This window comes from Corynebacterium sp. HMSC067D03, from assembly GCF_001811185.1.
Lineage (GTDB): Bacteria > Actinomycetota > Actinomycetes > Mycobacteriales > Mycobacteriaceae > Corynebacterium > Corynebacterium coyleae.
Genome location: NZ_KV803820.1, coordinates 203641 through 228653, shown reverse-complemented (window position 1 = coordinate 228653; position 25013 = coordinate 203641). Strand labels below are relative to the sequence as shown.

Sequence of the window (25013 nt, the reverse complement as noted above, 5' to 3'; positions counted from 1 at the left end):
GAAAGGAAGGAATTATCATGTCCTCAGCGCCCACGCTGACATCCCTCGCTGAGATTGCGGGGGCACGCATCGTCAATGCGCCGCAGGCACCGTTTGAGGTGTCGTTTATTGGTCTTGATTCCCAAAACGTGGAGCCCGGTGGCTTGTTTGCTGCGCTGCCTGGCACGCGGGTGCATGGCGCGTCGTACGCGTTTGACTCGGCCGCAGGTGCGGTTCTGACTGACGAGGAAGGTCTTGCGATCATCCAGCAGACGTCGGATCGCCGGCCGGTGTTGGTCGTCGATAATGTGCGCGCGATTCTTGGCCATGTTGCCGCGGAGGTGTACGGGCATCCGTCGAAGGACTTCACGCTGCTGGGCGTGACTGGGACGTCGGGCAAGACCACCACGACGTACATGCTGGAGCGTGGACTGACACAGGCTGGTTGCAAGGTCGGCCTGATTGGTACGACGGGCACGAAGATCATGGGCCGCGATGTGGCCACCGAGTTGACTACGCCTGAGGCGCCGACGTTGCAGGCACTGTTTGCCCGTATGCGCGACGAGGGCGTTACGCATGTGGTGATGGAGGTTTCCTCCCACGCGCTCATGCTTGGGCGCGTCACGGGTGCCCAGTTCGACGTCGCTGGTTTTACCAATCTGTCGCAGGATCACCTTGATTTCCACCCGACGATGGAGGACTACTTCGAGGCGAAAGCCTTGTTCTTTGACCCGTCGAGCGACCTCCACGCGAAGCGCAGCGTGATCTGTGTCGACGATTCTTGGGGTCAGAAGATGGCCGCGCGCGCGGAGCACCCGGTGACGGTGGCAACCCGCGGTGAGCATGCAGATGTCACTGCGGAGCTATTGCGTATCGACGACACCGGAACCCAGCACATTCGACTTCACACTCCAGAGCGTCAGGTGGAGTTTGCTCTGCCGATGCCGGGTGCGTTTAACGTCGCCAATGCCGCCCTTGCTACCACGCTTGCGGCGCAGGTTGGTGTCGATGTAGCAGCGTTTGTCGCAGGCCTAGAGCAGGCGGCGGTGCCGGGGCGCATGGAGCGAATTGATGAAGGCCAGGATTTTGTAGCTGTTGTGGATTACGCCCACAAGCCGGCCGCTGTCGCAGCAGTGCTTCAGACGCTGCGTGGACAGGTCGATGGCCGGATTGGTGTGGCGATCGGCGCTGGTGGTGACAGAGATTCCTCGAAACGCCCGCTCATGGGAGCGGAAGCAGCGAAGGGCGCAGACTTTGTTGTGGTGACTGATGACAACCCGCGCACCGAAGACCCGGCAGCGATCCGCGCAGCGGTGCTGCAAGGCGCACGCGACGCAGAAACGGCAGCCGAGATCATCGAGGCAGGCTCCCGCGCGAGGGCGATCGACGCGCTCGTCGAGTGGGCAAAGCCCGGCGATGCCATCATTGTCGTGGGTAAAGGCCACGAGGTTGGACAGATCATCGGCGACACCAAGCACCATTTTGATGACCGCGAAGAGATGCGGCGCGCACTTCGCGCCCGCCGAGAGAAGAGGAACGCATGATTGCACTGACGCTTCGCCAGATCGCGGAGATCACCGGAGGACACTTGAGCCCGGAGGCTGATCCGGACAACTCGGTGACCGGGTTTGTGGAGTTTGATTCCCGCAAGATTGGCCCCGGCGGGCTATTCGTTGCGTTCCCGGGTGCGAACGTGGATGGCCACGATTTTGTGGGTAAGGCGGCTGCGGCGGGTGCCACGGCGTCGTTGACCACGAGGGAGGTCGGTCGGCCGGCTGTGGTCGTCGAGAAGCGACCGCCCAGTGCCGACGACAACTCGGACCTGGCGGTCAACGATCCAACTGGCTCCGCAGCAGGCGTTGTGGATGGGATGTCAAAGTTGGCCACCTATGTGGCCCGCGAACTGACGGAGAACCACGGGTTGCGGATCATCGGCGTGACTGGTTCTGCCGGCAAGACCTCGACGAAGGACCTGATCGCGGCGGTGCTGCAGCGCGCGGGCGAGACGGTGGCTCCTCCGGGGTCGTTTAATAACGAGATCGGCCACCCATACACGGTGCTGCGCTGCACGGAGGAGACGAAGTTCCTCGTCGCGGAGATGTCGGCGCGCGGTATCGGCCACATTGCGCACTTGGCCACGATTGCACCACCGCAGATCGGTGTGGTGCTTAACGTGGGCTCGGCGCACCTGGGGGAGTTCGGCTCCCGCGAGAACATCGCGCAGGCCAAGGGCGAACTCGTTGAGGCGCTGCCTGCCGATGGCATCGCGGTGCTCAACGCCGACGACGACCTGGTCAACGCGATGGCTCCGCGGACGAAGGCACGCGTGGTGCGCTTTTCCGCCAACGGCAATACGGCAGCGGATTACTACGCCACCGATGTGGAACTGGATGCGGTGGCGCGTGCGTCGTTTATCATGCACACCCCGAAGGGTGATCCGCAGCGCGTAACCCTCAACGTGTTCGGTGCCCACCAGGTGGGCAATGCGCTGGCTGCAGCTGCAGTCGGCATTGAATCGGGCATGGATGCCGCAACTGTCGCGCAGGCGTTGTCTGATGCGCACTCCGTGTCGGTCAACCGCATGGACGTCAACACCCGCGCCGATGGCGTGACCGTGATCAACGATGCCTACAACGCCAACCCTGAATCGATGCGGGCTGCCATTGCCGCGTTGGGTTACACCGCCGCGGCGCGCCCAGGTGTGCGCTCTCTTGCGGTGCTGGGGGAGATGGGCGAACTTGGCGCCGGTGCGGAACACGAGCACGCGGCGCTTGCCGATGAGTTGGCGCGCTACAGCGTCACCGACCTCATCACTGTCGGGAATAATGCGTCGATGGAAGCGCTGGCCGAGCGTGCTGAGCAATTCGGCATCCGCACCAGCAGCGTCGCCGATGCTGCCGAAGCCAGCGAGGTAGTGCGCGAACTGTTGGCCATGCCGCCAGCGGGTATCGACGACTGGCAGTCGCGCACCGACCGCGATGTCGTGCTGGTAAAAGCATCAAACGTTGCGCGACTGTGGGCAGTGGCCGAGGCGCTACTGCAAGGGCATACGCTTAGATAGTTCAACATGAATAACGAAACAGCAGCGAGGTAACACTTCATGGTTCAAGTCATTTGCGCCGGGATTCTTAGTTTCCTGGTCTCGATTTTTGTGACCCCGCTGCTCATTAGATATTTCCATCGCCGCGAGATGGGGCAGGAGATCCGCGAGGACGGCCCGAAGTCGCACGCCCGCAAGCGTGGCACGCCAACAATGGGCGGCATCGCTATTTTGTTAGCAATCGCGCTTGGCTACGTCGGCGGCAGTCTCTCAGCCTTGGCTACGGGCCACACGGCGTTTACTGCCTCGGGCCTGATCGTGCTGGGGCTTACGCTGTCGCTCGGCCTCGTAGGTTTTGCCGATGATGGCATTAAGTTGTTCATGCACCGCAACCTTGGCCTCAATAAGACAGCGAAGCTTGTGGCGCAGTTTGTCATTTCGATCGCCTTCGGGCTGCTTATCTTGCAGTTCCCGGACGAGAACGGTCTGACACCTGGCTCGACGTTCTTGTCGTTCGTGCGCGACATCGACACGATCAACCTCGCCATCGGCGGGGGTGTAGTGGGCACCATCATCTTCCTGGTGTTCATCTACATTTTGCTGGCCGCGTGGTCGAATGCAGTGAACCTGACTGACGGTCTCGACGGGTTGGCCGCTGGTACGACGGCACTTGTGATGGCTGCCTACTCGGGCATTACGTTCTGGCAGTTCCGTAACTCTTGTGATGCTGTCGCGACCGCTGGCTGTTACTCGGTGCGCGACCCGTTGGACCTGGCTATCCTCGCGGCGGCCGGTTTTGGTGCCTGCGTGGGTTTCCTGTGGTGGAATGCCGCACCCGCGAAGATCTTTATGGGGGATACTGGCTCGCTGGCACTCGGTGGCCTTGTTGCGGGCCTGTCGGTTGCTTCGCGCACCGAGTTGCTGATGGTTGTCATCGGCGCGTTGTTCGTCCTGGAGGCCGCCTCCGTGGTGATTCAGGTTGCGTCCTTCAAGACCACCGGCAAGCGAGTGTTCCGTATGGCGCCGTTCCACCACCACTTTGAAAACGGCGGCTGGCCAGAGACTGCCGTGGTGGTACGTTTCTGGATCATTTCCGGGATGTCGGTCATGCTTGGCCTCGCGGCGTTTTATGGTGAGTGGCTCTCGTTGAACGGAGCGGGCCTGTGACGCTGCCAGATCATGTTTTAGTCGCCGGTGCTGGTGTTTCTGGTCTCGGCGCAGCACACTTGCTGACGAAGGCGGGTGCGAATTGCACGGTTGTCGACGACAACCCGGATGGGCGCGCAGCCGCTACCGCAAAAGGCTTCGCGGTGTGTTCCAGCGCTGAAGCGCGCGAGCGCTTCGCCGACACTGGCCTTGTGGTCACCTCGCCCGGGTGGCGACCTGATACGCCATTGCTTGTCGACGCCACCGCCGCCGGCATCGACGTCATCGGCGATGTTGAACTGTGCTTCCGCCTTGACCGCGCCGGCGTGTTTGGCGCACCGAGGACGTGGCTCGTCGTCACGGGCACCAACGGCAAAACCACGACCACGGGCATGCTGGCGGCGATGATGACCGAAGTCGGCGCCGACACCGGCCGTATCGCACGTGCCTGCGGCAACATCGGCACCGCGGTCGGAGAGGTACTGCTTCTCGACGAACACGTCGATGTCCTCGTTGCCGAACTGTCCAGCTTCCAGCTGCACTGGTCCTCCGAGCTCGTGCCGGATGCTGGCGTGCTGCTGAACCTGGCTGAAGACCACATTGACTGGCACGGCTCGTTTGCGGAATACGCCGCGTCGAAGGCGAAGGTATTGCAAGCAACGCATGCGGTTGCAGGTATCGACGATACGGAGGTGCAGCGTTTAGCTGAGCAGACTGGTCGCGACGACATCATCGGGTTCACACTTCAAGAGCCTGGCGACAACCAGGTCGGTGTTTCGGGCGGCAGGATCGTGGCCAAACTCGGCGGCGAAACTATCGACGTTGCAAGTGCCGACGGCATCGAGCCCGCCGGAGCCGCCGGTCTGCTTGACGCACTCGCGGCCGCTGCGGTGGCGTTGACCCAGGGGGCCAAGCCGCATCACATCCAGCGGGCACTGGAGAAGTACCGCGTGGCCGGTCACCGTGGGGCGGTGGTGCACTCCGGCGGCGGTGTGGATTGGGTGGATAACTCCAAGGCCACGAACCCGCACGCGGCGGATTCTGCGCTCACCGGTGCGGGCACGGTGGTGTGGGTCGCGGGAGGACAGCTCAAAGGCGCTGCCGTCGACGGTGTCGTCAAAGCACACGCTGATCAGTTCCGCGCCGTTGCTTTGCTCGGTGTGGATCGTGAGCTCATCCGCGCGTCTGTCAACGCGGCCGCCCCGGACGTTCCGGTGTTTGTCTCTGACTCCACGGATCCGGAACAAGCCATGGATGAGGTTGTTGCGTGGGCGGCGACCCAGGCGCAGCCGGGCGATACGGTGCTGTTGGCGCCGGCTGCTGCGAGCTTGGATATGTTTTCGGGCATGTCAGCGCGTGGCGACGCCTTCGCAGCGGCAGCGATGCGACACTGGAGCCCGGATAACAAGTAAGCTCAACTTCACGTTGAGACTTCTCGAATGAAAGGGCAGCTGCATGGCGGTGCAACAGGGGACAACGCGGCGTGCCCCGCGATCGACCGAGCCAACCTCAAAATTGGCGCTTAAGGTGCGCAAATTCGAGGAGTTTCTGGATTCCCGGCCGCTCATCGACTACACCATGATCCGCAGCATTGTCCTGGTGCTTGCAGGTCTTGGTGTGGTCATGGTGATGTCGTCGTCAATGGCGACGTCGTTCGCAGATTCCGAGAGCGTCTGGGGCGTGGCCATCCGTCAAACCGTCATGGTCATCGGTGGCCTGATCGCGTTTTGGGTGGCGCTGAAAACGCCGCCTGAGCGGCTGCGCAGCTTCTCCGCTGTCCTGATGGCCGCTTCCGTTATTTTGCTGATCTTAGTGCTCACGCCCTTGGGCACCGGCCGCGAAGAGGTAGGTTCCCAGTCGTGGATTGTGCTGGGCCCGCTGCGCCTGCAGCCATCGGAGGTGGCCCGTGTGGCTATCGCGATGTGGGGCGCGAAGGTGCTCGAACACAGAAATCCGCAACGCTTGTTCCAGGCCAACAATGGTTTCCTCGCGTTCTTTATCGTGGCTGCAATCTGTGTCGCGCTGATTGCCGCACAGGGCGACATGGGTATGGCTTTGTCGTTCGCGGTTGTGGTCGCCTTCATCCTGATCTTCGCGGGTGTGCCAAAGAAGGCAATCGTTTACCTGGGAATTGGTGGCGCGTTCTCACTGATTGTGGCGTTTTTGTCCGGAGGTTTCCGCTCTGCGCGTTTCCACGTGTACTTCGACGCACTGCGCGGCCACTTCGATGACACGCAAGGTATTGCGTTCCAGTCCCACCAAGGCTTTTTGTCGCTCGCAGACGGTCACATTTTCGGTGTCGGTCTTGGCCAGTCCCGCGCGAAGTGGTTCTACCTGCCTGAGGCACGCAACGACTTTATTTTCGCGATCATCGGCGAAGAGCTCGGCTTGTGGGGCGGCACCTTGGTTATTTCCCTGTTCGCCTTGCTCGGCTTTTTCGGTTTCCGTACCGCTCGGCGTGCGCAGTCGCAGTACCAGACGCTGATGGCGGCGGCGCTGACGGCAGCTGTTGTTTCGCAGGCATTTGTCAACATCGGCTACGTCATCGGTCTGCTGCCGGTGACCGGCATTCAGCTGCCGATGCTCTCTGCTGGCGGTACCTCGGCTGTGATCACCCTGGGGGCGATGGGTGTGTTGGCAAACGTGGCTCGCCACGAGCCGGATGCGATTTCCGCGATGCAGAACTACGGCCGCCCAGTGTTCGACCGCATGCTTGGCGTCCAGGAGCCCCGTCCGATCACACAGCAACGCCAGCCTCGCGAGCACCCACGTGAGCAGGTACAGCGCAATCACCGCCCGACGGCGCCGGTGCGTCAAGCCACTGGTGGGCCGCGCCGCGTGCGTAGATAGCAGGAGGATTACATGAGTGAACTCAACGTCGTCTTGGCAGGCGGCGGCACCGCAGGCCATATTGAGCCGGCGCTCGCCGTGGGGGAGGTGTTGCGTGATCAGTTCGGTGCCAATGTTGTCGCGTTGGGCACGGAGCGTGGTTTGGAAACCACGATTGTTCCCGCCCGCGGTTTTCAGTTGGCGTTGATTGATCCGGTGCCCATTCCGCGCAAGAAGCCGTGGAAGTTGGCTGCGGTGCCGGCGAAGCTGCTGCGTTCGGTCAATCAGGCCAAGGAGGCGATGAAGTCTTCGGGTGCTCAGGTGGTGCTCGGTACCGGCGGGTATGTGTCCGCGCCGGCGTACTTGGCGGCGAAGTCGCTGCGGCTGCCGTTTTTCGTGCTGGAAACCAACGCGCTTGCGGGCATGGCGAACAAGCTTGGGGTCAAGCTCGGCGGCGTGGGCTTGAATGCGGTGGCGAATTCGGGCATGGCTGGCGATGTCGTCGGTATTCCGGTGCGCCCTGGTGTCGGAGTGGATCCGGACGGGGCGAAGCGCGAGCGTGGCTTGCGCACGTGGGGGCTGGATCCGGAGAAGACCACGGTGTTGGTTACGGGTGGTTCTCAGGGTGCGGTGAGTATCAATACGGCACTCGCTGGCGCGGTTGAGCGTATTACCGCTGCGGGTCACCAGGTGTTGCACGCCTATGGGCGCAAAAATGATGCCCCTGCACCCCACGAGGGTTATACGGCAGTGCCGTACATCGACGACATGGAGGCGGCGTACGCGGTCGCAGATGTTGTTGTGTGTCGCTCCGGTGCGATGACGGTTGCGGAGAACTCTGCGGCTGGTGTGCCGGCGATCTACATCCCGTTGCCGCATGGCAATGGCGAGCAGGGGTTGAACTCGGCACATTTGGTTGCCACAGGGGCGGCATTGCGTATCGACGACGCCGAGCTCAACGGCGACGTACTCGTCGAGAAGCTGCTGCCTTTGCTCAATAACGACGATGCGCGTGCCGAGATGCGTCGCGCAATTGCTCAATCCGGTGCCGGCAATGTTGCCGAGGACCTCGCGCGCCGCATTGCTGATGCGGCTGGAAAGGAAAACTGATGACGGATCTCTCACGCGTGCACCTCATTGGCATCGGCGGTGCCGGCATGTCGGGCGTGGCGCATATCTTGTTGGACCGAGGCGCAACCGTGACTGGCTCTGACGCGAAGGACTCCCGTCCGGTTCGGGCGCTGAAGGCCAAGGGCGCGAAGGTGGCGCTTGGCCACGACGAGGCCAACCTGCAGCTCTCAGGCGAGCTGCCCACCGCGGTGGTGACGAGCTTTGCTGCTATCCCGCAGGACAACCCCGAACTCGTCCGCGCCAAGCGGGAGGGTGTTCCGCTGCTGCGCCGCTCGGACCTGCTGGCCGAGTTGATGGAGGGCCGTACTCAGCTGTTGCTCGCTGGCACGCACGGCAAGACTTCGACGACGTCGATGGCGGTCGTGGCGTTGCAAGCAGCAGGGAAAGACCCGTCGTTCGCGATCGGCGGGCAACTCAACCGTGCTGGCACGAACGCTCATCACGGCCAGGGCGAGGTTTTTGTCGCGGAGGCCGACGAGTCGGACGCGTCGCTGTTGCGTTACTCCCCAGATGTCGCCGTGATTACGAACATTGAGCCGGATCACCTGGACTTCTACGGCACGCGTGAGGCGTATTTTAAGGTGTTCGATGATTTTGCGGACATTGCGAAGAACATCGTGGTGTGCCTTGATGACGAACACGCCGCAGCTTGCGGTGAACGCGCAATCGAGCGTGGTCTGACGGTTTACGGATACGGCACTGAAGAAGCCGCAAAGCGCCACCCGAGCGTGCCGGCAGCGGCGGTGATTACCGAAGAGCGCCAGGAAGGCGAGCACACCGCAGTCGGTGTGCGTTTGCGCACGCCTGATGTCTCCGGCGAGGTCACCTACAGCATGGCTATCCCGGGCCGCCACATGGTGCTCAACTCGGCAGCAGCGCTGCTCGGTGGGGTACTCGTCGGCGCGAATCCGGAGAAGCTCGCCCAGGGGCTCAGCGAGTTCACGGGCGTGCGCCGTCGTTTCGAGTACAAAGGCAGCGTCGGCGAGACTCGCGTGTACGACGACTACGCCCACCACCCGACCGAGGTGGAGGCGGTGCTTACCGCGGCCCGCGACAAGGTGGAAGCAGAAGGCAACGGTGCGCGTGTGGTCGTGTGCTTCCAGCCACACCTGTACTCGCGCACCCAGGAGTTCTCCAGCGAGTTTGCTAAGGCATTGTCGCTGGCAGACGAGTGCGTGCTGTTAGATATCTACGGTGCCCGTGAAACCCCGGTTGAGGGTGTGACCTCGCGCATTATTAGCGACGAAATGACCATCCCGGTGCACCTTGAACCGGACTTCTCTGCTGCTCCTGCAACCGTTGCGTCCGTGACCGAGCCGGGTGACTTGGTGCTCACGATGGGGGCGGGCAGTGTGACCATGCTGGCAGACGAGATCCTGGATGCGTTGGCGGGCAAGTAATGTCCACAAAAGTTCCCATGCCTGACTCAACCGAGGAGCAGCCGAAGCACCGGAAGATCCCGTACGGTGCGATCGCAGCAACGGTGGCCATTGTTGTGGCTGTGTGCGCGGCCGTGCCGTTCACGCCGCTGATGAGCGTGAACGATATTGCCGTCGAGGGGTCCGTGAACCTGCCCGAGGAGGAAGTACGCAACCTCACCGGGATTGATTACGGCACGCCGATAGGCAAGGTGAAGCCGCGCCGAGCCGCCGAGAATGTTGCCGCAAACCCCTGGGTGGATTCCGCAACAGTGTCGCGCGCGTGGCCGAACGGCGTCAGTGTGGAGATCACAGAGCATGATCCGGTGGCGTGGGTGGACATTGATGGCCAGCCGCACCTGATCGACCGGGAGGGCCGCGATTTCATCGTTGCGGCGCCGCCCGCAGGCGCTGTGGAGATCCAGGGGGTGGCCCAGGAGCGGTTTGCGCAGGCGGTGGAGGTGGCGTCGTCGATTAGTGATGTTGCCCGGCCTCGCGTCCGCGCGCTCAAAGCCAACGGTGACTACACCTACACGCTCGTGCTTGACGACGACCGCGTAGTCCAGTGGGGAGCTGCAACCGACAATGCGAATAAGGCGCTGGCGCTCGAAACCGTGCTCCAGTTGGAAGGCCACGAGTTCAATATTTCTAACCCCGAGTTGGTGACCTCGCGCTAAAACCCCAGGTCACAACCCTAAAGTACAGGTTTAGGGTTGTGACACGCCGGGGGAGAACACAAAAAATGCTTCGCTTTCAAACATGATGGGACGCAACTGAACACCCGAGTTTTGAAAGGCGAGACTTACGCTATGACTTCTCCCGCCAACTACCTCGCCATGATCCGCGTCGTCGGTGTCGGCGGGGGCGGCGTCAACGCTGTGAACCGAATGATTGAGGAGGGGTTGAAGGGCGTCGAATTCGTCGCCATCAACACTGACTCGCAGGCGCTGCTGTTTACCGATGCCGACACCAAGCTCGACATTGGTCGAGAAGCCACCCGTGGGCTGGGCGCAGGCGCGAACCCCGAGGTTGGCCGCACTTCCGCCGAGGACCACAAGCAGGAGATTGAGGAGTCCCTGAAGGGCTCCGACATGGTCTTCGTTACCGCAGGCGAAGGCGGCGGCACCGGTACTGGTGCGGCCCCGGTCGTCGCAGGTATTGCAAAGAAGATGGGCGCACTGACTATTGGTGTTGTGACCCGCCCGTTCACCTTTGAGGGCAAGCGCCGTACCCGCCAGGCGCTGGCTGGCATTGAGAACCTGAAGGAAGTTTGCGACACCGTCATCGTGATCCCGAACGACCGCCTCCTGCAGCTGGGAGACGCGGAGCTCTCCATGATGGAAGCGTTCCGCGCGGCTGACGAGGTGCTCTACAACGGTGTTCAGGGTATTACCAATCTGATCACCATCCCGGGCATGATCAACGTCGACTTTGCGGACGTGCGCTCCGTTATGGCTGACGCTGGCTCCGCGCTCATGGGCGTCGGCTCTGCGCGCGGCGAGAACCGTGTGATGACCGCAACTGAGCAGGCCATCAACTCCCCGCTGCTGGAGACCACCATGGAGGGCGCCAAGGGCGTGCTCATCTCCGTCGCCGGTGGCTCCGACCTCGGCCTGATGGAAGTTAACAACGCTGCTTCCATCGTGGAGGAGAAGGCCGACGACGATGCCAACATCATCTTCGGCACGATTATCGACGACAACCTGGGCGACGAGGTCCGCGTGACCATCATCGCCACTGGCTTCGACGAGAAGGCCAACGCCCGCCCTGCCGAGGACGCCCCGCAGGCAAGCGTCGTCGCTCCGGCCGAGGAGCTTGAGTCCCAGCCGGAGAAGCCGGCCGAGCCACGCACTGAGACCCGGACCGAGACCCGCGCCGAGCAGCCGTCGGAGAGCTACCAGGCTCGTCACCGCTACGAGCCAAACCGTGGCCTGTTTACGGACCGTGAGGACTCCCGTCCGCGCCGCGACGAGGAGTTCGGCGGCGGCTTCGACGACTTGGATGTGCCTGATTTCATGCGCTAGTTAGACTGGCTGGCATGCCAGATCTTTCCAACCGCCCCGTCCGCATGGTGTTTACTTCCCGTGCTGGCGGGGTTTCGCGTTCTCCGTACGATGCGTTCAACCTGGGAACGCATGTTGGCGACGACCCAGCCGACGTCGCTGCGAACCGCCAGCGTCTCGCCGACATCTTGGGCCTTCCCGCCGAGCGTTTCGTGTGGATGGAACAACTCCACACCAACACCGTCACCGTGGTCGACGGGCCTGCGGATGAGCCGGTTGCGACCACTGACGCGATCGTGACTCGCAAGAAAAACCTCGCGCTGTGCGTGCTGGTTGCGGACTGCACCCCCGTGCTGCTGTCCGACCACAGCGCAGGTGTGATCGCCGCAGCCCACGCGGGCCGTATGGGAGCTCGCAACGGCATTGTGCGCCGCACCGTCGAGGAGATGGTGGCGCTTGGCGCAGCCCCGGAGCGTATCCAGGTGCTGCTCGGGCCGGCGGCGGCAGGTGAGTCCTATGAGGTGCCTGCCGAGATGGCTGCGGACGTCGAAAAGCATTTGCCCGGCTCGCGCACAACCACCAAGCAGGGGACCGCGGGCATCGACGTCCGTGCCGGGCTTGTGCGCCAACTGATGAGCATGGGCGTGACCCACATCGACGCAGATCCGCGCGATACCATCACCGATACCGATTTCTTCTCTCATCGCCGCGAGGGCGTCACCGGACGTCAGGCCGGCGTGATTTGGATGCCAGATGCATAACCTCGAAAAAGTAACCCAGCAGATTCACGACGCCGAGCGCGCCGCCGGCCGCCCGGAAGGCAGCGTGCAACTCTTGCCCGTGACCAAATTCCACCCCGTTGAGCGCATTATTGAACTCGCCGAGGCAGGCATCACCCTCGTCGGTGAGAACCGCGAGCAGGAGGCTCGCGCGAAGGCTGAAGCTCTGGATGGGCGGTGTCAGATCGCCATGATCGGCCAGATCCAGTCCAAGAAAGCTAACGCCGTCGCGCGTTGGGCGGCTCAGGTCCACTCGCTCGACTCGGTCAAACTCGCCCACGGCCTTGACCGTGGCATGGCGCTTGCCCTCGAGCGCGGCGACCGCACCACGGACACCCTGCCGTGCCTGATCCAGCTTTCCGACGACGGCGATACCGCCCGCGGCGGCGCGTCCTACGACGATGTTCCGGAAATCATCGAGGCGGTCGAAAATTCCGAGCATCTTCGCCTCGACGGGTTCATGGTCGTGCCACCGTTGAACTCCGACCCCGAGACGGTGTTCCGCAGGGCACGTGCGCTTGTCGACGACACCTCCGCCCACCTCGGCCGCGACCTCATCTTGTCGGCCGGTATGAGCGGGGACTTTGAGACAGCAATCGCGTGCGGATCCGATCTCGTGCGTGTCGGAACAGCGCTGCTTGGGCCCCGCCCCGTAGGCTGACCTTCATCGCAAAACCACCCCCAAGGAGCCCCACTATGTCCTTCTTTGGCAGCGCAAAAGAATTCTTCGGCCTCGGTCCGATCGAGAACAACGAGGACGACGCCTACTTTGAGGATTCGCGCTACTCCGAAACTTCCTCGACTGCTGGCGCTGGCGCGTACGACCGTGCTGAGCGTCCGTCGCGTTATGAGCGTGACCACCGCGAGGTGTCGTCGACACGCGCCAGCTACCGTCCGACCCCGCGCATCGTCAACGTGTCTCCGCGTAATTACAACGATGCCAAGGAGATCGGCGAGCCGTTCCGCGATGGCGACGCAGTGGTGATGGACCTCACCGATCTGGACACCGCCGATGCAAAGCGCATCGTCGACTTTGCTGCTGGCCTGTGCTTCGGCCTGCGCGGCAGCATGCACAACCTGTCCCGTGGTGAGGACACTCGCAAGCGCCTGTTTGCCATCGTCCCGGAAAACGCCAACGTGGACAAAGATGCGCTGAAGCGCTCCGCGGGCCTGCGCTAGACAACCTGTAGGGTGTGAACGCGTGGCACTTATCGGAGCAATTCTTTACGCCGTCATCGGCATCTACTCGCTGATTGTCGTCGTGCGCATCATCATTGAGATGATTCAGGCATTTTCGAAGCACTTCGACCCGCCCCACTGGTTCATCATGGTGGCGGAACCACTGTTCAAAATTACCGACCCTCCAGTGTTTGCATTACGCAAGCTCATCCCCCCGTTGAGGTTGAACGGGGGAGTAGGGCTCGATGTGAGCGTGATCGTGCTATTCCTGGCACTTTCCCTGCTCCAGATGGTTATCCGGGCGACGATGATCGTTCCGGCACTGCATTAGCGCGCTGTCATGTGCGTTGTGTAGACGAAACAGTTACAATTCAGCAGACAAATTAAGTACGTTCCCGTAACGTGGGGCGCATTCGCGACCCGCAGACGCGGGTCCGTTACAAGAACATGAAGGGAACGCAAATGCCGTTGACGCCAGCTGACGTGCACAATGTCGCTTTCAGCAAGCCCCCGATTGGCAAGCGGGGCTACAACGAGGACGAAGTTGATCAGTTCCTCGACCTGGTTGAAGACGCGCTTGCACAGCTCCAGGATGAAAACGAAGAGCTCCGCGCACGACTCGAAGAGGGTGGCGCTGGCGTAGCGGCACCGGCAGCAGCCGGTTCTTCCGCAGACGAGGCTGCAATCCGCCGCGAGGTGGAGCAGAAGATCCGCGCTGACTACGAGGCGCAGCTGCGTTCCGCGAAGGAAGCCAAGGACAAGGCCGAGGCTGAGGCTAAGGCTGCCAAGGAAGATGCGGCAGCAGCCCGCAAGCAGGCTGAGGAAGCTCGCGCACAGGCTGCGAAACGTCCGGCTGAAGGCGTGTCCAAGGCGGTCAACACCGCCCCGCAGAAGGCAGAGCCTTCGCAGGATTCGCACATCCAGGCTGCCAAGGTGCTCGGCCTTGCACAGGAGATGGCAGACCGTCTGACCAGCGATGCCCAGGCAGAGGCAACCTCCATGCTGGCAGACGCACGCAGCGCTGCAGAGCGTGAGGTGGCCGAGGCTGAGGCGAAGTCCAAGAAGCAACTGCAGGACGCTCAGACCCGCTCCCAGTCTCAGCTGCAGGAGGCGGAGACTCGCGCCAAGCAGCTCGTCGCCGAGGCCCAGAAGAAGGCCGAGGAGACCACTGGCGAGGCCGCTTCCCGCGCCGAGGCCCAGATCCGCCAAGCGGAGGAGAAGGCCAACAAGCTCAAGGCAGACGCAGAGCGCAAGCACACCGAGATTATGAACACGGTGAAGCAGCAGCAGACTGCGCTGGAGAATCGCATTGCGGAGCTGCGCACCTTCGAGCGCGAGTACCGTACTCGCCTGAAGACGCTGCTTGAGTCCCAGCTCGAGGAACTCGAGGCCCGCTCAACTACGGCGCCGAACGAGAAGTAAAACCTCAACGCCCGGGAGTGCTACACTTCTGGGCGTAACGCTTTGATCCGGCTATCACCGGGGAGCATTCCGGAAGAACGGCATCACGCTTATTAGAACCGGACGTTAAATGGGAAGACGTCACTTCCTTCACCACAAATGAAGTGGGGGCTTTCGCCCCAAGCAGGGTGGTACCGCGCAGCACATGCGTCCCTGCAGATTGTGTGTGGAGGAGTGTCATGGTTGGCAACGTCTACCCCAAGGTCGATATGACCGGAGGCAGCGACAAGTTTCCCGAGATGGAACGCGCTGTGCTCGACTACTGGAACAAGGATGAAACGTTCCAGGCATCGCTTGAGCAGCGTGAAGGCAGCGAAGAATACGTGTTCAATGACGGCCCGCCGTTTGCTAACGGTCTGCCTCACTACGGCCACCTGCTGACGGGCTACGTCAAGGACATCGTTCCGCGCTACCGCACGATGACCGGCTTCCACGTGCCGCGTGTGTTCGGCTGGGACTGCCACGGTCTGCCTGCGGAGCTTGAGGCAGAGAAGCAGCTCGGTATCACCGACAAGGCTCAGATCGAGGACATGGGCCTGGAGAAGTTCAACGAATACTGCGCCAAGTCCGTCATGCACTATGCCGGCGAGTGGGAAGAGTACGTCACCCGCCAGGCTCGTTGGGTCGATTTTGAGAACGGCTACAAGACCATGGACCCGGAGTACATGGAATCCGTCATGTGGGCGTTCAAGGAGCTCTACGACAAGGGCTTGATCTACCAGGGCTTCCGTGTGCTGCCGTACTCCTGGGCAGAGCACACGCCGCTGTCCAACCAGGAGACGCGTCTCGACGATTCCTACCGCGACCGCCAGGACCCTACCGTCACCGTCACCATGCCGTTCACCGGCGGGCGCGCCGGCTACGCTGCGGAGAAGACGTGGGCTGAGCACCCTGAACTGCACGATGCGGCTGCGATCGCCTGGACCACCACGCCGTGGACGCTGCCGTCGAACTTGGCGTTGGCGGTTCACCCGGAGGTTGAATACTCGTTGGTGAAGCCGGGGGATGAGGGTGTCGTCGATACGCCATTGCTCTTGGCGACGAACCTGCTCGGCGCATACGCGAAGGAACTCGGCGAGTACGAGGTCATCTCCACGTTCACCGGCGCCCAGCTCGAGGGCCTGGAGTACGAGCCGGTATTCGATTACTTCCGCGATCATGAGAACGCGTTCATGGTGCTTAACGCGGACTACGTCACCACCGAGGACGGCACCGGTGTCGTCCACCAGGCGCCCGCCTTCGGTGAAGACGATATGTTCACCTGCCAGGACTACGGCATCGATTTGGTCATCCCCGTCGACGCCGACGGCAAGTTCACCTCGCTGGTTCCGGACTACGAAGGCAAGTTGGTCTTCGACGCGAACCGCGACATCATCCGCGACCTGCGCGCCAAGGGCCGTGTCGTGCGTGACCAGACCATCGTCCACTCCTACCCGCACTCCTGGCGCTCCGGCGAGCCACTGATCTACATGGCGCTGCCGGCTTGGTTTGTGAAGGTCACCGACATCCGCGACCGCATGGTCGAGCTCAACCAGGAGATCGACTGGATCCCGTCGCATATCCGTGATGGCCAGTTCGGCAAGTGGCTCGAAGGCGCCCGCGACTGGAACATCTCGCGTACCCGCTACTGGGGCTCCCCGGTGCCGGCGTGGGTGTCCGATAACCCGGAGTACCCGCGGGTGGACGTCTACGGTTCCCTCGATGAGCTCGAGCGTGACTTCGGTGAGCGCCCCAAGTCGCTGCACCGTCCGCACATTGATGAACTGGTGCGTCCGAACCCGGACGACCCGACCGGTAAGTCCATGATGCGCCGCGTGCCGGACGTGCTCGACTGCTGGTTCGAATCCGGCTCTATGCCGTTTGCGCAGTACCACTACCCGTTTGAGAACCGCGAGGAGCACGACGCTCGCCAGCCGGCTGACTTCATCGTCGAGTACTCGGGCCAGACCCGTGGCTGGTTCTACGTCCAGCACGTGCTGTCTACCGCGCTGTTCGACCGTGTGGCGTACAAGAAGGTCGTCGCCCACGGCATCGTGCTTGGTTCCGACGGCCAGAAGATGTCCAAGTCCAAGGGCAACTACCCGAACGTCAACGAGGTTTTCGACCGCGACGGTTCCGACGCGATGCGTTGGTTCCTGATGTCTTCGCCGATCCTGCGTGGTGGCAACCTGATCGTCACTGAGCAGGGCATCCGCGAGGGCGTGCGCCAGGCGCTGCTGCCGATCTGGAACGCGTACACCTTCCTGCAGCTGTACTCCTCTGAGGACGCTCAGTGGTCGGTGGATTCCGACAACGTGCTCGACCGTTACATCCTGGCCAAGACCCACGACTTGGTGGAGGCCGTGGGCGAGGCTCTCGACGACACGCGCATCGCCGATGCTTGCGATGAGGTGCGTCGCTTCGCGGACACCCTGACCAACTGGTACGTGCGTCGCTCCCGTGATCGTTTCTGGGAAGGCCAGGAGGCCCACCCGGAGGCGTTCAATACGCTTTACACGGTGCTTGAAGTCGTGACCCGTACCGTCGCGCCGTTGCTGCCGTACATCTCTGAGGTGATCTGGCGTGGTCTCACCGGCGGCCGTTCGGTGCACCTGACTGACTTCCCGAAGACAGACAACCTGCCGGCGGATGCTGACCTGGTCGCTGCGATGGATGCGACGCGTGCGGTGTGTTCGGCGGCGTCGTCGGTACGCAAGGCGAACAAGCTGCGTAACCGTCTTCCACTGCCGAAGCTCACTGTTGCTCTGCCAGAGGCTGATCTACTTGAGCCGTTCCGCTCCACCATTCGCGACGAAGTGAACGTCAAGGACGTTGAGCTCACCGCGGATGTGGACTCGGCTGGTTCGTTCGAGGTCGTCGTTAATGCGAAGATTGCTGGTCCGAAGCTGGGCAAGGATGTCCAGCGCGCGATCAAGAACGTCAAGGCTGGCAACTATGAGCGTCGTGGCGACGACGTGGTGGTCGACGGAGACATCGTGCTGACTCCGGAGCTCTACACCGAGCGTCTCGTCGCCGAGAACCCGGAGAGCACTGCGCGTGTCGACGCCGACGCCGCCGTCGGCCTCGTCGTCCTGGACACCAACGTCACTGAGGAACTCGAGGCTGAAGGCTGGGCCGCCGATGTCATCCGTGGCCTGCAGGATGCGCGCAAGCGTGAGGGCCTTGAGGTCTCCGATCGCATTGCGGTTGTGCTTGCGGTGCCGGCTGAGAAGGAGGAGTGGGCTCGTCGTCACGCAGAGCACATCGCCGCTGAAACGTTGGCAACCTCCTTCGATGTGGTCACCGAACCAGTCGAAGGCCATGATGTTGTCGACGGTGTGACCGCCACCGTTCGCAAGAATTAGGCGCTGACGGACTATGCCGCTGCATAGTGGATCCTGACCCGGACCACTATGCAGCGGCATAGTGTTTTTAGGGGCTAGCCGTGAAGCGTGAGGCCCCAGTGCTGCATTGCGCCGGCGATTTCCATGCCGCTGGTGAGCGTCTTGTTGTAGTCGCTGCCGTTCGACGTCACCCCTAGTGCCCATGCGTCCGTGCCGTCGAACGCGAAGATCGCGCCTCCGGAATCGCCTCTGTCAGCGATGTTGCGAAACACGAATTGGCCGGCCCTATCTACCTCGACGAATTTGCCGCAGGAGTAGCCAGTGGTGGCACCGAGACGGCAAATGGTCATGTTGCCTTGCCCCGCTTGGGCTGGGGTGATCCAGCCCTTCAATCGGGAATTTACGGGCAGTGCGGAATCCACGTACGGCTTGGCGTCGTCGTAAATCTCAATCAGTCCGATGTCGGTGCCGATAAAGCCCGTGTTGTCGCGCTCGTAGAAGGATTCGACCATCTCGCCCACAACCAGTGACCCGCCGTATTGGTCATTGACGTAGTACTGGTCACCCACATCGCCGCAGTGCCCGGCAGTAACGATGAATGTGCGGTTTTCCCGCGACGCGATAAAACCAGTAGAGCAGTAGCTTTTGTTCACGTTGTAAATCTTCGCGCCAGGTACAACCTTGCCCGGAGCCTCGAGAAACAGCCAGTCCTGTTTGTTGTGATAGTAAATGCCCAGGTTGTCGTCCCTGCCGGTTACTCCCGCGCCGTTGTTTCGTGGGTCGATGCGCTGCGGGTCCACGGCCTGCGCCTGTGGTTGCTGCGGCTGTGCGTGCTGTCGCTGTGCTTGCCTTGTGGGGCTGGATTCCGATTGCGGGGCGAGAAAGTTCTCGGGAGGGAAATAAAAATTGCTCACTTGGGCGTCGGAGCCGTCGATCGTGCAGCGGAATGTGAATTCACCGATGTATTCGTCATTGCTGAGAAAACCGGAGATCTCGCTGTCGAACGTCTGTCCTGTGATTGCGTCGGTGGGCACTTCGTGTGCATAGACCGTTAGGGCGTCGTAGGCAACGCCGTCGGCGGTGGACGCGTTTCTGGCGGCGTTCTGACATAATTCGGCGACCTCAGTCGGTGTCAGTTTGGTCTCGGGAGCATCGGCGGCGATATCTTCTGCACCGGAACAGGCAGTGAGCGCAGTGAGCGTGGTCGCGGATGCGAGCGCTACCGAGATTAACGTTTGGATGATCTTCACAGATGTCATGGTGACACATCGTGGCGACGAATGTGTCGACTATGCAGCGGCATAGTTTTTCGAACAAAGAACCGCCGTCTGCTCCAAACTATGCAGCGGCATAGTGAAAAAGCTGCGCAGCCAAGGTGGGGGAATGGCCTCTTTGGGTAGATTTGAGGAAAACTATTGACTCGCACACCTATTCGATATATAAAGGTGTCAATGTTTGTAAACAAGGGGTGTGAACATGACAGTTGCAGTGAGCCAGTGGGTGGCTGATCGAACGAATGATTTGTCGGCAGAGGTGCTCGAAGACCGGATTAAGGTCAACCACCTTTCGGCCAATCACCATCGTGCGCGGATGCTTGAAGCAGTCGGGCAGTTCGATGAGCAGGATCTCGCGTCGCAGTATGGGGAGAAGTCGACCGCGACGTGGTTGCGTAGGGAACTCAACCTGCCCGAACCGACGGCCTTTGAGTATGTGAGGGTTGCCCGGGGCCTGCGCAGGTATCGCCGGTTATTCGAGGCGTTTGAGTCTGGGGTGATGCCGTATTCGACGGTTCGTTTTCTCCTGCAGTTTCTAGACGAGCAAAACGAAGAGGAGCTTGTCGCTCTTGCGTTGTCTCTGGCGTTTTCGGACCTGAAACTTGTGCTCGCCGGTGCCGGGCCGAAAGGCGATGAGCCGACCGAACCTTTCGCCCGGGCCAGAGAGTGCGACGATGGCATGCTTGCGTTCGAGGCCCGTCTTCCCGCCGTGGCTGGGCAGAAACTTCTGACCGCGCTGAAAATGGCGCAGTTGGCCAGTTTTGGTCTGGAGGACGTCGATCCGGAGGATCTCAACGATCCTGAAAAGGTGCAACTGCTTATCGACGACGCCACCAACGCCAAGGATGCTGTCGCCTCTGAGCAGGATCGCGAACCACGGAAACGGACAAAGATCACCGCCGAAGACATCGCGAAGACGGTTTCGCGCTACGGGCCTCCGGAGAAACAGGACGTTTACGCAGCGTTGCTGGCCATGGTGGATATGGTGCGGGCTCACCCGATTAGTCCGCTTCGTAGCCCCGGTGTGCAGGTCAATCTCATGGTGAATCAGGGCGGGGGCTGTTGGATGCCCGAAAACCGTGCCGCACGGTCAGAGGATGTGCGAAGCTACCTTGCTAACGCCGTGGTGCGGTTGCACTTGATGGACAAACATGGGCTGACCATCAACGTCGGCCGTGCACAGCGGTTCGCCACTGACGGCCAGGTGCAGGCGTTGCTAGCAACGTGGGGGTATCAATGTGCCATGCCTGGGTGCTCGCATCGCCGGTTTATTGAGATCCACCACATCCGAGAATGGGAGCATGGTGGCTCGACCAACATGGATAACCTCATTCCACTGTGCTCGAGTTGTCACTCGCAGGTTAGCCACGGGACGATCACAATTGAAAGCAGGGGAACCGACCTGTTCTTCACGTTTAACGATGGTGCGCGGTTTGTTTCCCGCGGGCGAGGGTTGCCGCGTCGCCTGGATTTCATCACGGGTACCTCATTCGATGAATGACGAAATTGGAACTCGGCGGTAGCGGTGGCGCACAGTGGTGGCATGACTCGCTGGGTGCTGCATATCGACATGGACGCGTTCTACGCGTCATGTGAGCAGCTCACCCGTCCCACGCTGAAAGGGCGGCCAGTGCTCGTTGCGGGTGTGACCGGCCGCGGGGTCGTGGCGGGCGCCAGTTACGAGGCAAGAAAGTATGGGGCGCGCTCCGCCATGCCAACACACCGGGCGGCACGTCTGGTGGGGCCAAAAGCAGTTCTTGTGGCACCCCGGCGGGCGGTGTACACGACCGCGTCGAGACGAGTGTTCGAGGTGATTAGCAAGCACGTTGATGTGGTGGAGCAACTGTCTATCGATGAAGCCTTCATGGAGCCAGCTGAGCTCATTGGTGCTACCCCTGACGAGGTGCGTGAGTGGGCGAACCAGTTGCGCGCGGAGATCAAGGAGGAGACTGGCTTGCCGAGCTCGATCGGAGCTGGGTCGGGCAAGCAATACGCCAAGATTGGTTCGGGCCGCGCGAAACCGGACGGAGTGTTTGTCATCCCGCATGAAGAACAGTTAGAGATCCTGCATCCGATGCCGGTCAATGAGTTGTGGGGTGTGGGGCCGGTGACGGAGGCGAAGTTAGCGTCGGCGGGGATCGAGACGATTGGGGATTTGGCGGCGCTGACCGAGAAAGAACTCGATATCGCGATTGGTGGTGCGGTGGGCAAGCAGCTGTGGTGGCTTGCTCGCGGTGTGGATGAGCGGCCGGTTGCCCCGCGTGCTGTGGCGAAGCAGATCTCCTCCGAGCACACCTACCCGAACGATTTAACCCAGCCGTCGGAGGTAGACACTGCGCTGGAACGTGCGGCAGCGGATTCGCATCGACGGTTGCTCAAGGACGGGAGAGGGGCTCGCACGGTGACAGTGAAGCTGCGGATGGCGGACTTTCGCATCGAATCCCGCTCGGCGACCCTGCCGTATGCAACCGACGATGCGGAAACCCTGCTCGCAACGGCGTTTCGACTGGTGCGTTACCCGGACGAAGTCGGGCCAATCAGGCTTGTCGGGGTGTCGTATTCGGGCCTGGAGGATGCGCTGCAGGATGTGTTGTTTCCGGAGTTGGATCAGGAGATTGTGAAGCCGGCGCCGGTGGCGGAGGACTACGAAACTGGGGTGAGTGATCATGCCGCACCGGCTGGACTCGAGGTGGTCTCAGAGATGGGAGACACGCCAGGGCAGTGGCGGGCTACCCAGGACGTGTTTCACCCTGAGTTTGGGCACGGTTGGGTGCAAGGGGCCGGCAAAGGGTGGGTCACGGTGCGGTTTGAAACTCGCGCGACGGGGCCTGGCAGGGTCAAGAGCTTGCGTAGCGACGATCCCGCGCTCGTCCCGGCCGACCCCGTCGATTCGTTGGCGTGGGAGGACTGGCTGTCAGAGCAGTGAGCTGGGATTCACACCGGTGGCCAGGGCGGTGAGCAGTGCGATACGAGCTTGGCCGGGGGAGAGATGGCCGGCGGGCAGCGCGCCGAGGTCGCCGAGGGTAGAGCCGCCACCTGCGCCGCCGTAGGCGAAGGTCACTGCACCGTAGGGGGCAGAAGTGGCAATCACTACGGGGATGCCGCGGCGCAGCATGTCGCGAAGTGCTTCGCCGGTGCCGTCGGAGACGTTGCCGGCACCGAGGGCCTCGACAATGACGCCGTCGGGGGACTTCGAGGCGACAAGATGTGCAACGGTGCCGTCGTCACCTGGCCATGCACGCAGGATCGGCACGAACAAGCCGTCCAATGGCGCAGCGGGGACAGGCATAGGTCGGCGCAGTGAAACGGGGACGTCGAAGGCGTCCAGATCGGTAGTGTGCCGCTTGCGTAGGCCGCGTGCAGGCAAGGTTGTGCCACCGAAGTGAACGAAGGCGCCACCGCCGCGTTGGGTGGCGGCCACCTCGATCGCGCCACGCAGGTTTGCGGGCCCGTCAGGGTGGGGATGATCGGCGGAGCGCATCGCACCGGTCAACACGACGGGACGTTCATCGCGGTGGACGAGGTCTAACGCGAGGGCGGTTTCTGCCATGGAGTCGGTGCCGTGGGTGATGACGAGGCCGGTGAGGGTGTCGTCGTGAAGCAATGTGCTAGTCAGCGCACGAAGGCGGTCGATGTCGGCGAGCCCCATTGACGACGAATCCAGACTCGCAATCTCCCGAGTTTGCACGTCACGGGTGGTTTCGCTACGGGCGACAAGTTCATCGGCGGACAAGGTCGGCACAAGCGCCCCGGACACATCGGCGGTGGAGGCGATGGTGCCTCCGGTGGAGACAACGTAGACGGTCATGTGCACCAGAGTGCCAGAAATGGGCTTCAGTGCAGTAACGTTGAGCAAGTCAATCAAGGTATGCAAGGAGAACACGTGAAAGCACAGCGATTTGCTGCGGCACTTGCAGCGGCCAGCCTCGCGCTGGGTCTGACCGCCTGCTCGGGCGAGTCCGACAACACGGAGAACACCACCACCGCAGCCGAACAGGCAAGCGCATCCGACGCAGCGCCCGTGGCAGAAATGCCCACCGCAGAAGAGCTCAACGCAGTCCTGCAGCGCGCTGCCGACCCGAACCTGCCCATCGCAGAACGCGCGAACACCGTCCAGGGTGGCGAAACCACGCCGGAACTGTTCGATCTGATGACCCAGTCTCAGCAGGAATCAGGCGCGAACTTCCAGGTGGTCAACCCGGTGTTGCCGGGCTACACCACCAACTCGGTGTTGGCGACGGTGAACTTCACCCGACCGGACGCGGAATCGCAGCTGGCTGAGGATGTGGAGTTTGTGTACGAGGAGGGCCACTGGAAGATCTCGCAAAGCTGGGCGTGCTTCCTGGTCAGCAACACCTTGCCGCCGGAGCAGGTGCCGGACATGTGCAACACCGGCGCACCGGCCGCACCGGCCGCACCGGCTGAGGCCCCGGCCGAAGCCCCAGCCGAGCAGGCGCCTCCGGCAGCTCCTGGCCTGTAAGTTAAGCGCCGTACCGCACAGCCCGCGTGATGTCTTGGACCACGCGGGTTGTTTGCTCCCCGCCGGAGTACACCAGGTGGGTTGTCGCTTCCACCTCGCCTGACACTGGCAACGGGCGGGAGAAATCGACGGTGATGTGCCCCTTCGACGTGGTGGAAGAGGACTCCACCTCGATGTGCTGGCCGTTGAGGTCCCCGGCGGCATCGGCGTCGATCGTCATGTCCTTTTCCGAGGGGCGTTCCTCGATGTCGACGGCGAGGTCAACGGTGGAATCGGTAAGCGACTCGACAGTGTAGGTGGTGGTGCGCAACATCGTGTTGTCGCCGGCGACTCGGTTTTCCACCTTCCACACGCCACCCTCACCGATTGGTTCGGTGGGGAACACGACGTTTTGGGTGATCAGCGCCAGCAGGGCGGGCTCCACATGCTGCAGGCCGCGCTCCGGTGCTTCCGGTGGGGCGAGCAGTTTGATGGTGGAGATCTTCCCAGAGTCGTCGCCACGCCAGCTCATGCGGAAGCCTTCAGTGGCGGCGACGTCCTGGCCGATGTCCAGGTTGGAGTGTTTGCCGGAGCCGACGGTGAAGTCGATTCGTCGAGAAGCAGCTGCTTCTCCCTCGCCGGGTTCAGGTGCGTCACCAACCGAGATGTCCAGCGGCAACGTCGTGATCGCCACATCGCCGCCCCGGACCTGATCGCCCACTGTCTGCGCGACACCGGACGAGACCGCAACCGTGGTGGACCAGGGCTCGGCGTTCTCGGTGTACGACAACACGCGAGCATGTTCGCCCGTATCGACGACAGTGACACCCGGCTCGTCCACAGGGAACGCGGGCACGCCCTCGATCAGGTCTTCCTCGCCCGCGCATGCGGTGAGGGACAGTGACAAAGCAACGGCGGCAACGGCGGCAGTTAAACGAGACATCTTTAAGAACGTACCGCACGGCATACGCAGGGGTAGCGTCCGAGGCGCT

General features: G+C 62.1%; 21 protein-coding genes. 18 read left to right on the top strand and 3 right to left on the bottom strand.

Annotated features, from left to right (window positions below; all coding sequences use genetic code 11):
* Positions 1-17 precede the first annotated feature (17 nt).
* The 15 genes from HMPREF2785_RS06800 (at position 18) to ileS (ending at position 18309) form a co-directional block, all read left to right on the top strand.
* On the top strand, positions 18-1523 hold the full coding sequence (locus HMPREF2785_RS06800; RefSeq protein WP_070614588.1) for a UDP-N-acetylmuramoyl-L-alanyl-D-glutamate--2,6-diaminopimelate ligase: 1506 nt from the start codon (positions 18-20) through the stop codon (positions 1521-1523).
* A complete protein-coding gene (murF, locus tag HMPREF2785_RS06795) occupies positions 1520-3040 on the top strand; it encodes a UDP-N-acetylmuramoyl-tripeptide--D-alanyl-D-alanine ligase (protein WP_070450873.1) in 1521 nt (506 codons plus the stop codon). Before HMPREF2785_RS06800 ends, murF begins: the two co-directional genes overlap by 4 nt.
* 39 nt (positions 3041-3079) lie before the next feature.
* A complete protein-coding gene (gene mraY / locus HMPREF2785_RS06790) occupies positions 3080-4186 on the top strand; it encodes a phospho-N-acetylmuramoyl-pentapeptide-transferase (RefSeq protein WP_070450875.1) in 1107 nt (368 codons plus the stop codon).
* Positions 4183-5577 carry a UDP-N-acetylmuramoyl-L-alanine--D-glutamate ligase gene (gene murD, locus HMPREF2785_RS06785; protein WP_246821179.1) on the top strand — a complete coding sequence of 465 codons (1395 nt, stop codon included), beginning with the start codon at positions 4183-4185 and terminating at the stop codon, positions 5575-5577. The genes mraY and murD overlap by 4 nt, the downstream gene beginning before the upstream one ends.
* A 43-nt stretch (positions 5578-5620) precedes the next feature.
* Positions 5621-7015, top strand: coding sequence for an FtsW/RodA/SpoVE family cell cycle protein (locus HMPREF2785_RS06780; protein WP_070422193.1), 1395 nt, complete (start codon positions 5621-5623; stop codon positions 7013-7015).
* A gap of 12 nt (positions 7016-7027) precedes the next feature.
* Positions 7028-8104: a UDP-N-acetylglucosamine--N-acetylmuramyl-(pentapeptide) pyrophosphoryl-undecaprenol N-acetylglucosamine transferase gene (locus HMPREF2785_RS06775; protein WP_070570093.1), complete on the top strand. Its 1077-nt coding sequence runs from the start codon at positions 7028-7030 to the stop codon at positions 8102-8104.
* Positions 8104-9525, top strand: coding sequence for a UDP-N-acetylmuramate--L-alanine ligase (murC, locus tag HMPREF2785_RS06770; protein WP_070614586.1), 1422 nt, complete (start codon positions 8104-8106; stop codon positions 9523-9525). Before HMPREF2785_RS06775 ends, murC begins: the two co-directional genes overlap by 1 nt.
* A gap of 17 nt (positions 9526-9542) precedes the next feature.
* Positions 9543-10220, top strand: a complete 678-nt coding sequence (locus HMPREF2785_RS06765; RefSeq protein ID WP_070422196.1) for a cell division protein FtsQ/DivIB — start codon at positions 9543-9545, stop codon at positions 10218-10220.
* 132 nt (positions 10221-10352) lie between these two features.
* Complete coding sequence (gene ftsZ / locus HMPREF2785_RS06760; RefSeq protein WP_070422197.1) at positions 10353-11567, top strand: cell division protein FtsZ; 1215 nt, start codon at positions 10353-10355, stop codon at positions 11565-11567.
* A gap of 14 nt (positions 11568-11581) precedes the next feature.
* Positions 11582-12307 (top strand): peptidoglycan editing factor PgeF, encoded by a 726-nt coding sequence (pgeF, locus tag HMPREF2785_RS06755; RefSeq protein ID WP_070614585.1) that lies wholly within the window; start codon positions 11582-11584, stop codon positions 12305-12307.
* On the top strand, positions 12300-12986 hold the full coding sequence (locus HMPREF2785_RS06750) for a YggS family pyridoxal phosphate-dependent enzyme (RefSeq protein WP_070614584.1): 687 nt from the start codon (positions 12300-12302) through the stop codon (positions 12984-12986). The genes pgeF and HMPREF2785_RS06750 overlap by 8 nt, the downstream gene beginning before the upstream one ends.
* 35 nt (positions 12987-13021) lie before the next feature.
* Entirely contained in the window at positions 13022-13504 is a 483-nt protein-coding gene (locus tag HMPREF2785_RS06745; RefSeq protein WP_070483971.1) for a cell division protein SepF, read from the top strand.
* 22 nt (positions 13505-13526) lie between these two features.
* Positions 13527-13835 carry a YggT family protein gene (locus tag HMPREF2785_RS06740; RefSeq protein WP_070422201.1) on the top strand — a complete coding sequence of 103 codons (309 nt, stop codon included), beginning with the start codon at positions 13527-13529 and terminating at the stop codon, positions 13833-13835.
* Positions 13836-13966: 131 nt separating this feature from the next.
* Positions 13967-14926: a DivIVA domain-containing protein gene (locus tag HMPREF2785_RS06735; protein WP_070570081.1), complete on the top strand. Its 960-nt coding sequence runs from the start codon at positions 13967-13969 to the stop codon at positions 14924-14926.
* A 218-nt stretch (positions 14927-15144) separates the two neighbouring features.
* Complete coding sequence (gene ileS / locus HMPREF2785_RS06730) at positions 15145-18309, top strand: isoleucine--tRNA ligase (RefSeq protein WP_070614583.1); 3165 nt, start codon at positions 15145-15147, stop codon at positions 18307-18309.
* Positions 18310-18383: 74 nt separating this feature from the next.
* Here the strand turns inward: ileS and HMPREF2785_RS06725 are convergent, their stop codons facing one another.
* Complete coding sequence (locus tag HMPREF2785_RS06725) at positions 18384-19547, bottom strand: S1 family peptidase (protein ID WP_070614582.1); 1164 nt, start codon at positions 19545-19547, stop codon at positions 18384-18386.
* A 217-nt stretch (positions 19548-19764) separates the two neighbouring features.
* On the opposite strand from HMPREF2785_RS06725, the gene HMPREF2785_RS06720 reads away from it, so the two are divergent.
* Together HMPREF2785_RS06720 and HMPREF2785_RS06715 are read left to right on the top strand one after the other, a co-directional pair.
* Complete coding sequence (locus HMPREF2785_RS06720; RefSeq protein WP_070483964.1) at positions 19765-21063, top strand: HNH endonuclease signature motif containing protein; 1299 nt, start codon at positions 19765-19767, stop codon at positions 21061-21063.
* A 42-nt stretch (positions 21064-21105) separates the two neighbouring features.
* Positions 21106-22488 carry a DNA polymerase IV gene (locus tag HMPREF2785_RS06715; protein ID WP_070450902.1) on the top strand — a complete coding sequence of 461 codons (1383 nt, stop codon included), beginning with the start codon at positions 21106-21108 and terminating at the stop codon, positions 22486-22488.
* Here HMPREF2785_RS06715 and HMPREF2785_RS06710 read toward each other — a convergent pair.
* On the bottom strand, positions 22477-23370 hold the full coding sequence (locus HMPREF2785_RS06710; protein WP_070614682.1) for an asparaginase: 894 nt from the start codon (positions 23368-23370) through the stop codon (positions 22477-22479). The two genes, HMPREF2785_RS06715 and HMPREF2785_RS06710, sit on opposite strands and share 12 nt — an antisense overlap.
* Before the next feature lie 75 nt (positions 23371-23445).
* Here HMPREF2785_RS06710 and HMPREF2785_RS06705 point away from each other — a divergent pair, with 75 nt between their 5' ends.
* The gene (locus HMPREF2785_RS06705) at positions 23446-24042 is read left to right on the top strand and encodes a WKL family lipoprotein (RefSeq protein WP_070570073.1); all 597 of its coding nucleotides are present in this window, start codon (positions 23446-23448) and stop codon (positions 24040-24042) included.
* 1 nt (position 24043) lies between these two features.
* Here HMPREF2785_RS06705 and HMPREF2785_RS06700 read toward each other — a convergent pair whose 3' ends face one another.
* Positions 24044-24964, bottom strand: coding sequence for a hypothetical protein (locus HMPREF2785_RS06700; RefSeq protein ID WP_083308108.1), 921 nt, complete (start codon positions 24962-24964; stop codon positions 24044-24046).
* Positions 24965-25013: the final 49 nt, after the last annotated feature.

What these genes read in the sequence shown, in the direction of transcription:
- HMPREF2785_RS06750 (WP_070614584.1), top strand. Translation starts at nt 12,300, where the DNA reads ATGCATAACCTCGAAAAAGTAACCCAGCAGATTCACGACGCCGAGCGC.
- HMPREF2785_RS06775 (WP_070570093.1), top strand. Translation starts at nt 7,028, where the DNA reads ATGAGTGAACTCAACGTCGTCTTGGCAGGCGGCGGCACCGCAGGCCAT.
- murF (WP_070450873.1), top strand. Translation starts at nt 1,520, where the DNA reads ATGATTGCACTGACGCTTCGCCAGATCGCGGAGATCACCGGAGGACAC.
- ftsZ (WP_070422197.1), top strand. Translation starts at nt 10,353, where the DNA reads ATGACTTCTCCCGCCAACTACCTCGCCATGATCCGCGTCGTCGGTGTC.
- pgeF (WP_070614585.1), top strand. Translation starts at nt 11,582, where the DNA reads ATGCCAGATCTTTCCAACCGCCCCGTCCGCATGGTGTTTACTTCCCGT.
- HMPREF2785_RS06700 (WP_083308108.1), bottom strand. Translation starts at nt 24,964, where the DNA reads ATGTCTCGTTTAACTGCCGCCGTTGCCGCCGTTGCTTTGTCACTGTCC.
- mraY (WP_070450875.1), top strand. Translation starts at nt 3,080, where the DNA reads ATGGTTCAAGTCATTTGCGCCGGGATTCTTAGTTTCCTGGTCTCGATT.
- HMPREF2785_RS06720 (WP_070483964.1), top strand. Translation starts at nt 19,765, where the DNA reads ATGACAGTTGCAGTGAGCCAGTGGGTGGCTGATCGAACGAATGATTTG.
- murC (WP_070614586.1), top strand. Translation starts at nt 8,104, where the DNA reads ATGACGGATCTCTCACGCGTGCACCTCATTGGCATCGGCGGTGCCGGC.
- ileS (WP_070614583.1), top strand. Translation starts at nt 15,145, where the DNA reads ATGGTTGGCAACGTCTACCCCAAGGTCGATATGACCGGAGGCAGCGAC.
- HMPREF2785_RS06780 (WP_070422193.1), top strand. Translation starts at nt 5,621, where the DNA reads ATGGCGGTGCAACAGGGGACAACGCGGCGTGCCCCGCGATCGACCGAG.
- HMPREF2785_RS06745 (WP_070483971.1), top strand. Translation starts at nt 13,022, where the DNA reads ATGTCCTTCTTTGGCAGCGCAAAAGAATTCTTCGGCCTCGGTCCGATC.
- HMPREF2785_RS06710 (WP_070614682.1), bottom strand. Translation starts at nt 23,370, where the DNA reads ATGACCGTCTACGTTGTCTCCACCGGAGGCACCATCGCCTCCACCGCC.
- HMPREF2785_RS06800 (WP_070614588.1), top strand. Translation starts at nt 18, where the DNA reads ATGTCCTCAGCGCCCACGCTGACATCCCTCGCTGAGATTGCGGGGGCA.
- HMPREF2785_RS06735 (WP_070570081.1), top strand. Translation starts at nt 13,967, where the DNA reads ATGCCGTTGACGCCAGCTGACGTGCACAATGTCGCTTTCAGCAAGCCC.
- HMPREF2785_RS06715 (WP_070450902.1), top strand. Translation starts at nt 21,106, where the DNA reads ATGACTCGCTGGGTGCTGCATATCGACATGGACGCGTTCTACGCGTCA.
- HMPREF2785_RS06765 (WP_070422196.1), top strand. Translation starts at nt 9,543, where the DNA reads ATGCCTGACTCAACCGAGGAGCAGCCGAAGCACCGGAAGATCCCGTAC.
- HMPREF2785_RS06725 (WP_070614582.1), bottom strand. Translation starts at nt 19,547, where the DNA reads ATGACATCTGTGAAGATCATCCAAACGTTAATCTCGGTAGCGCTCGCA.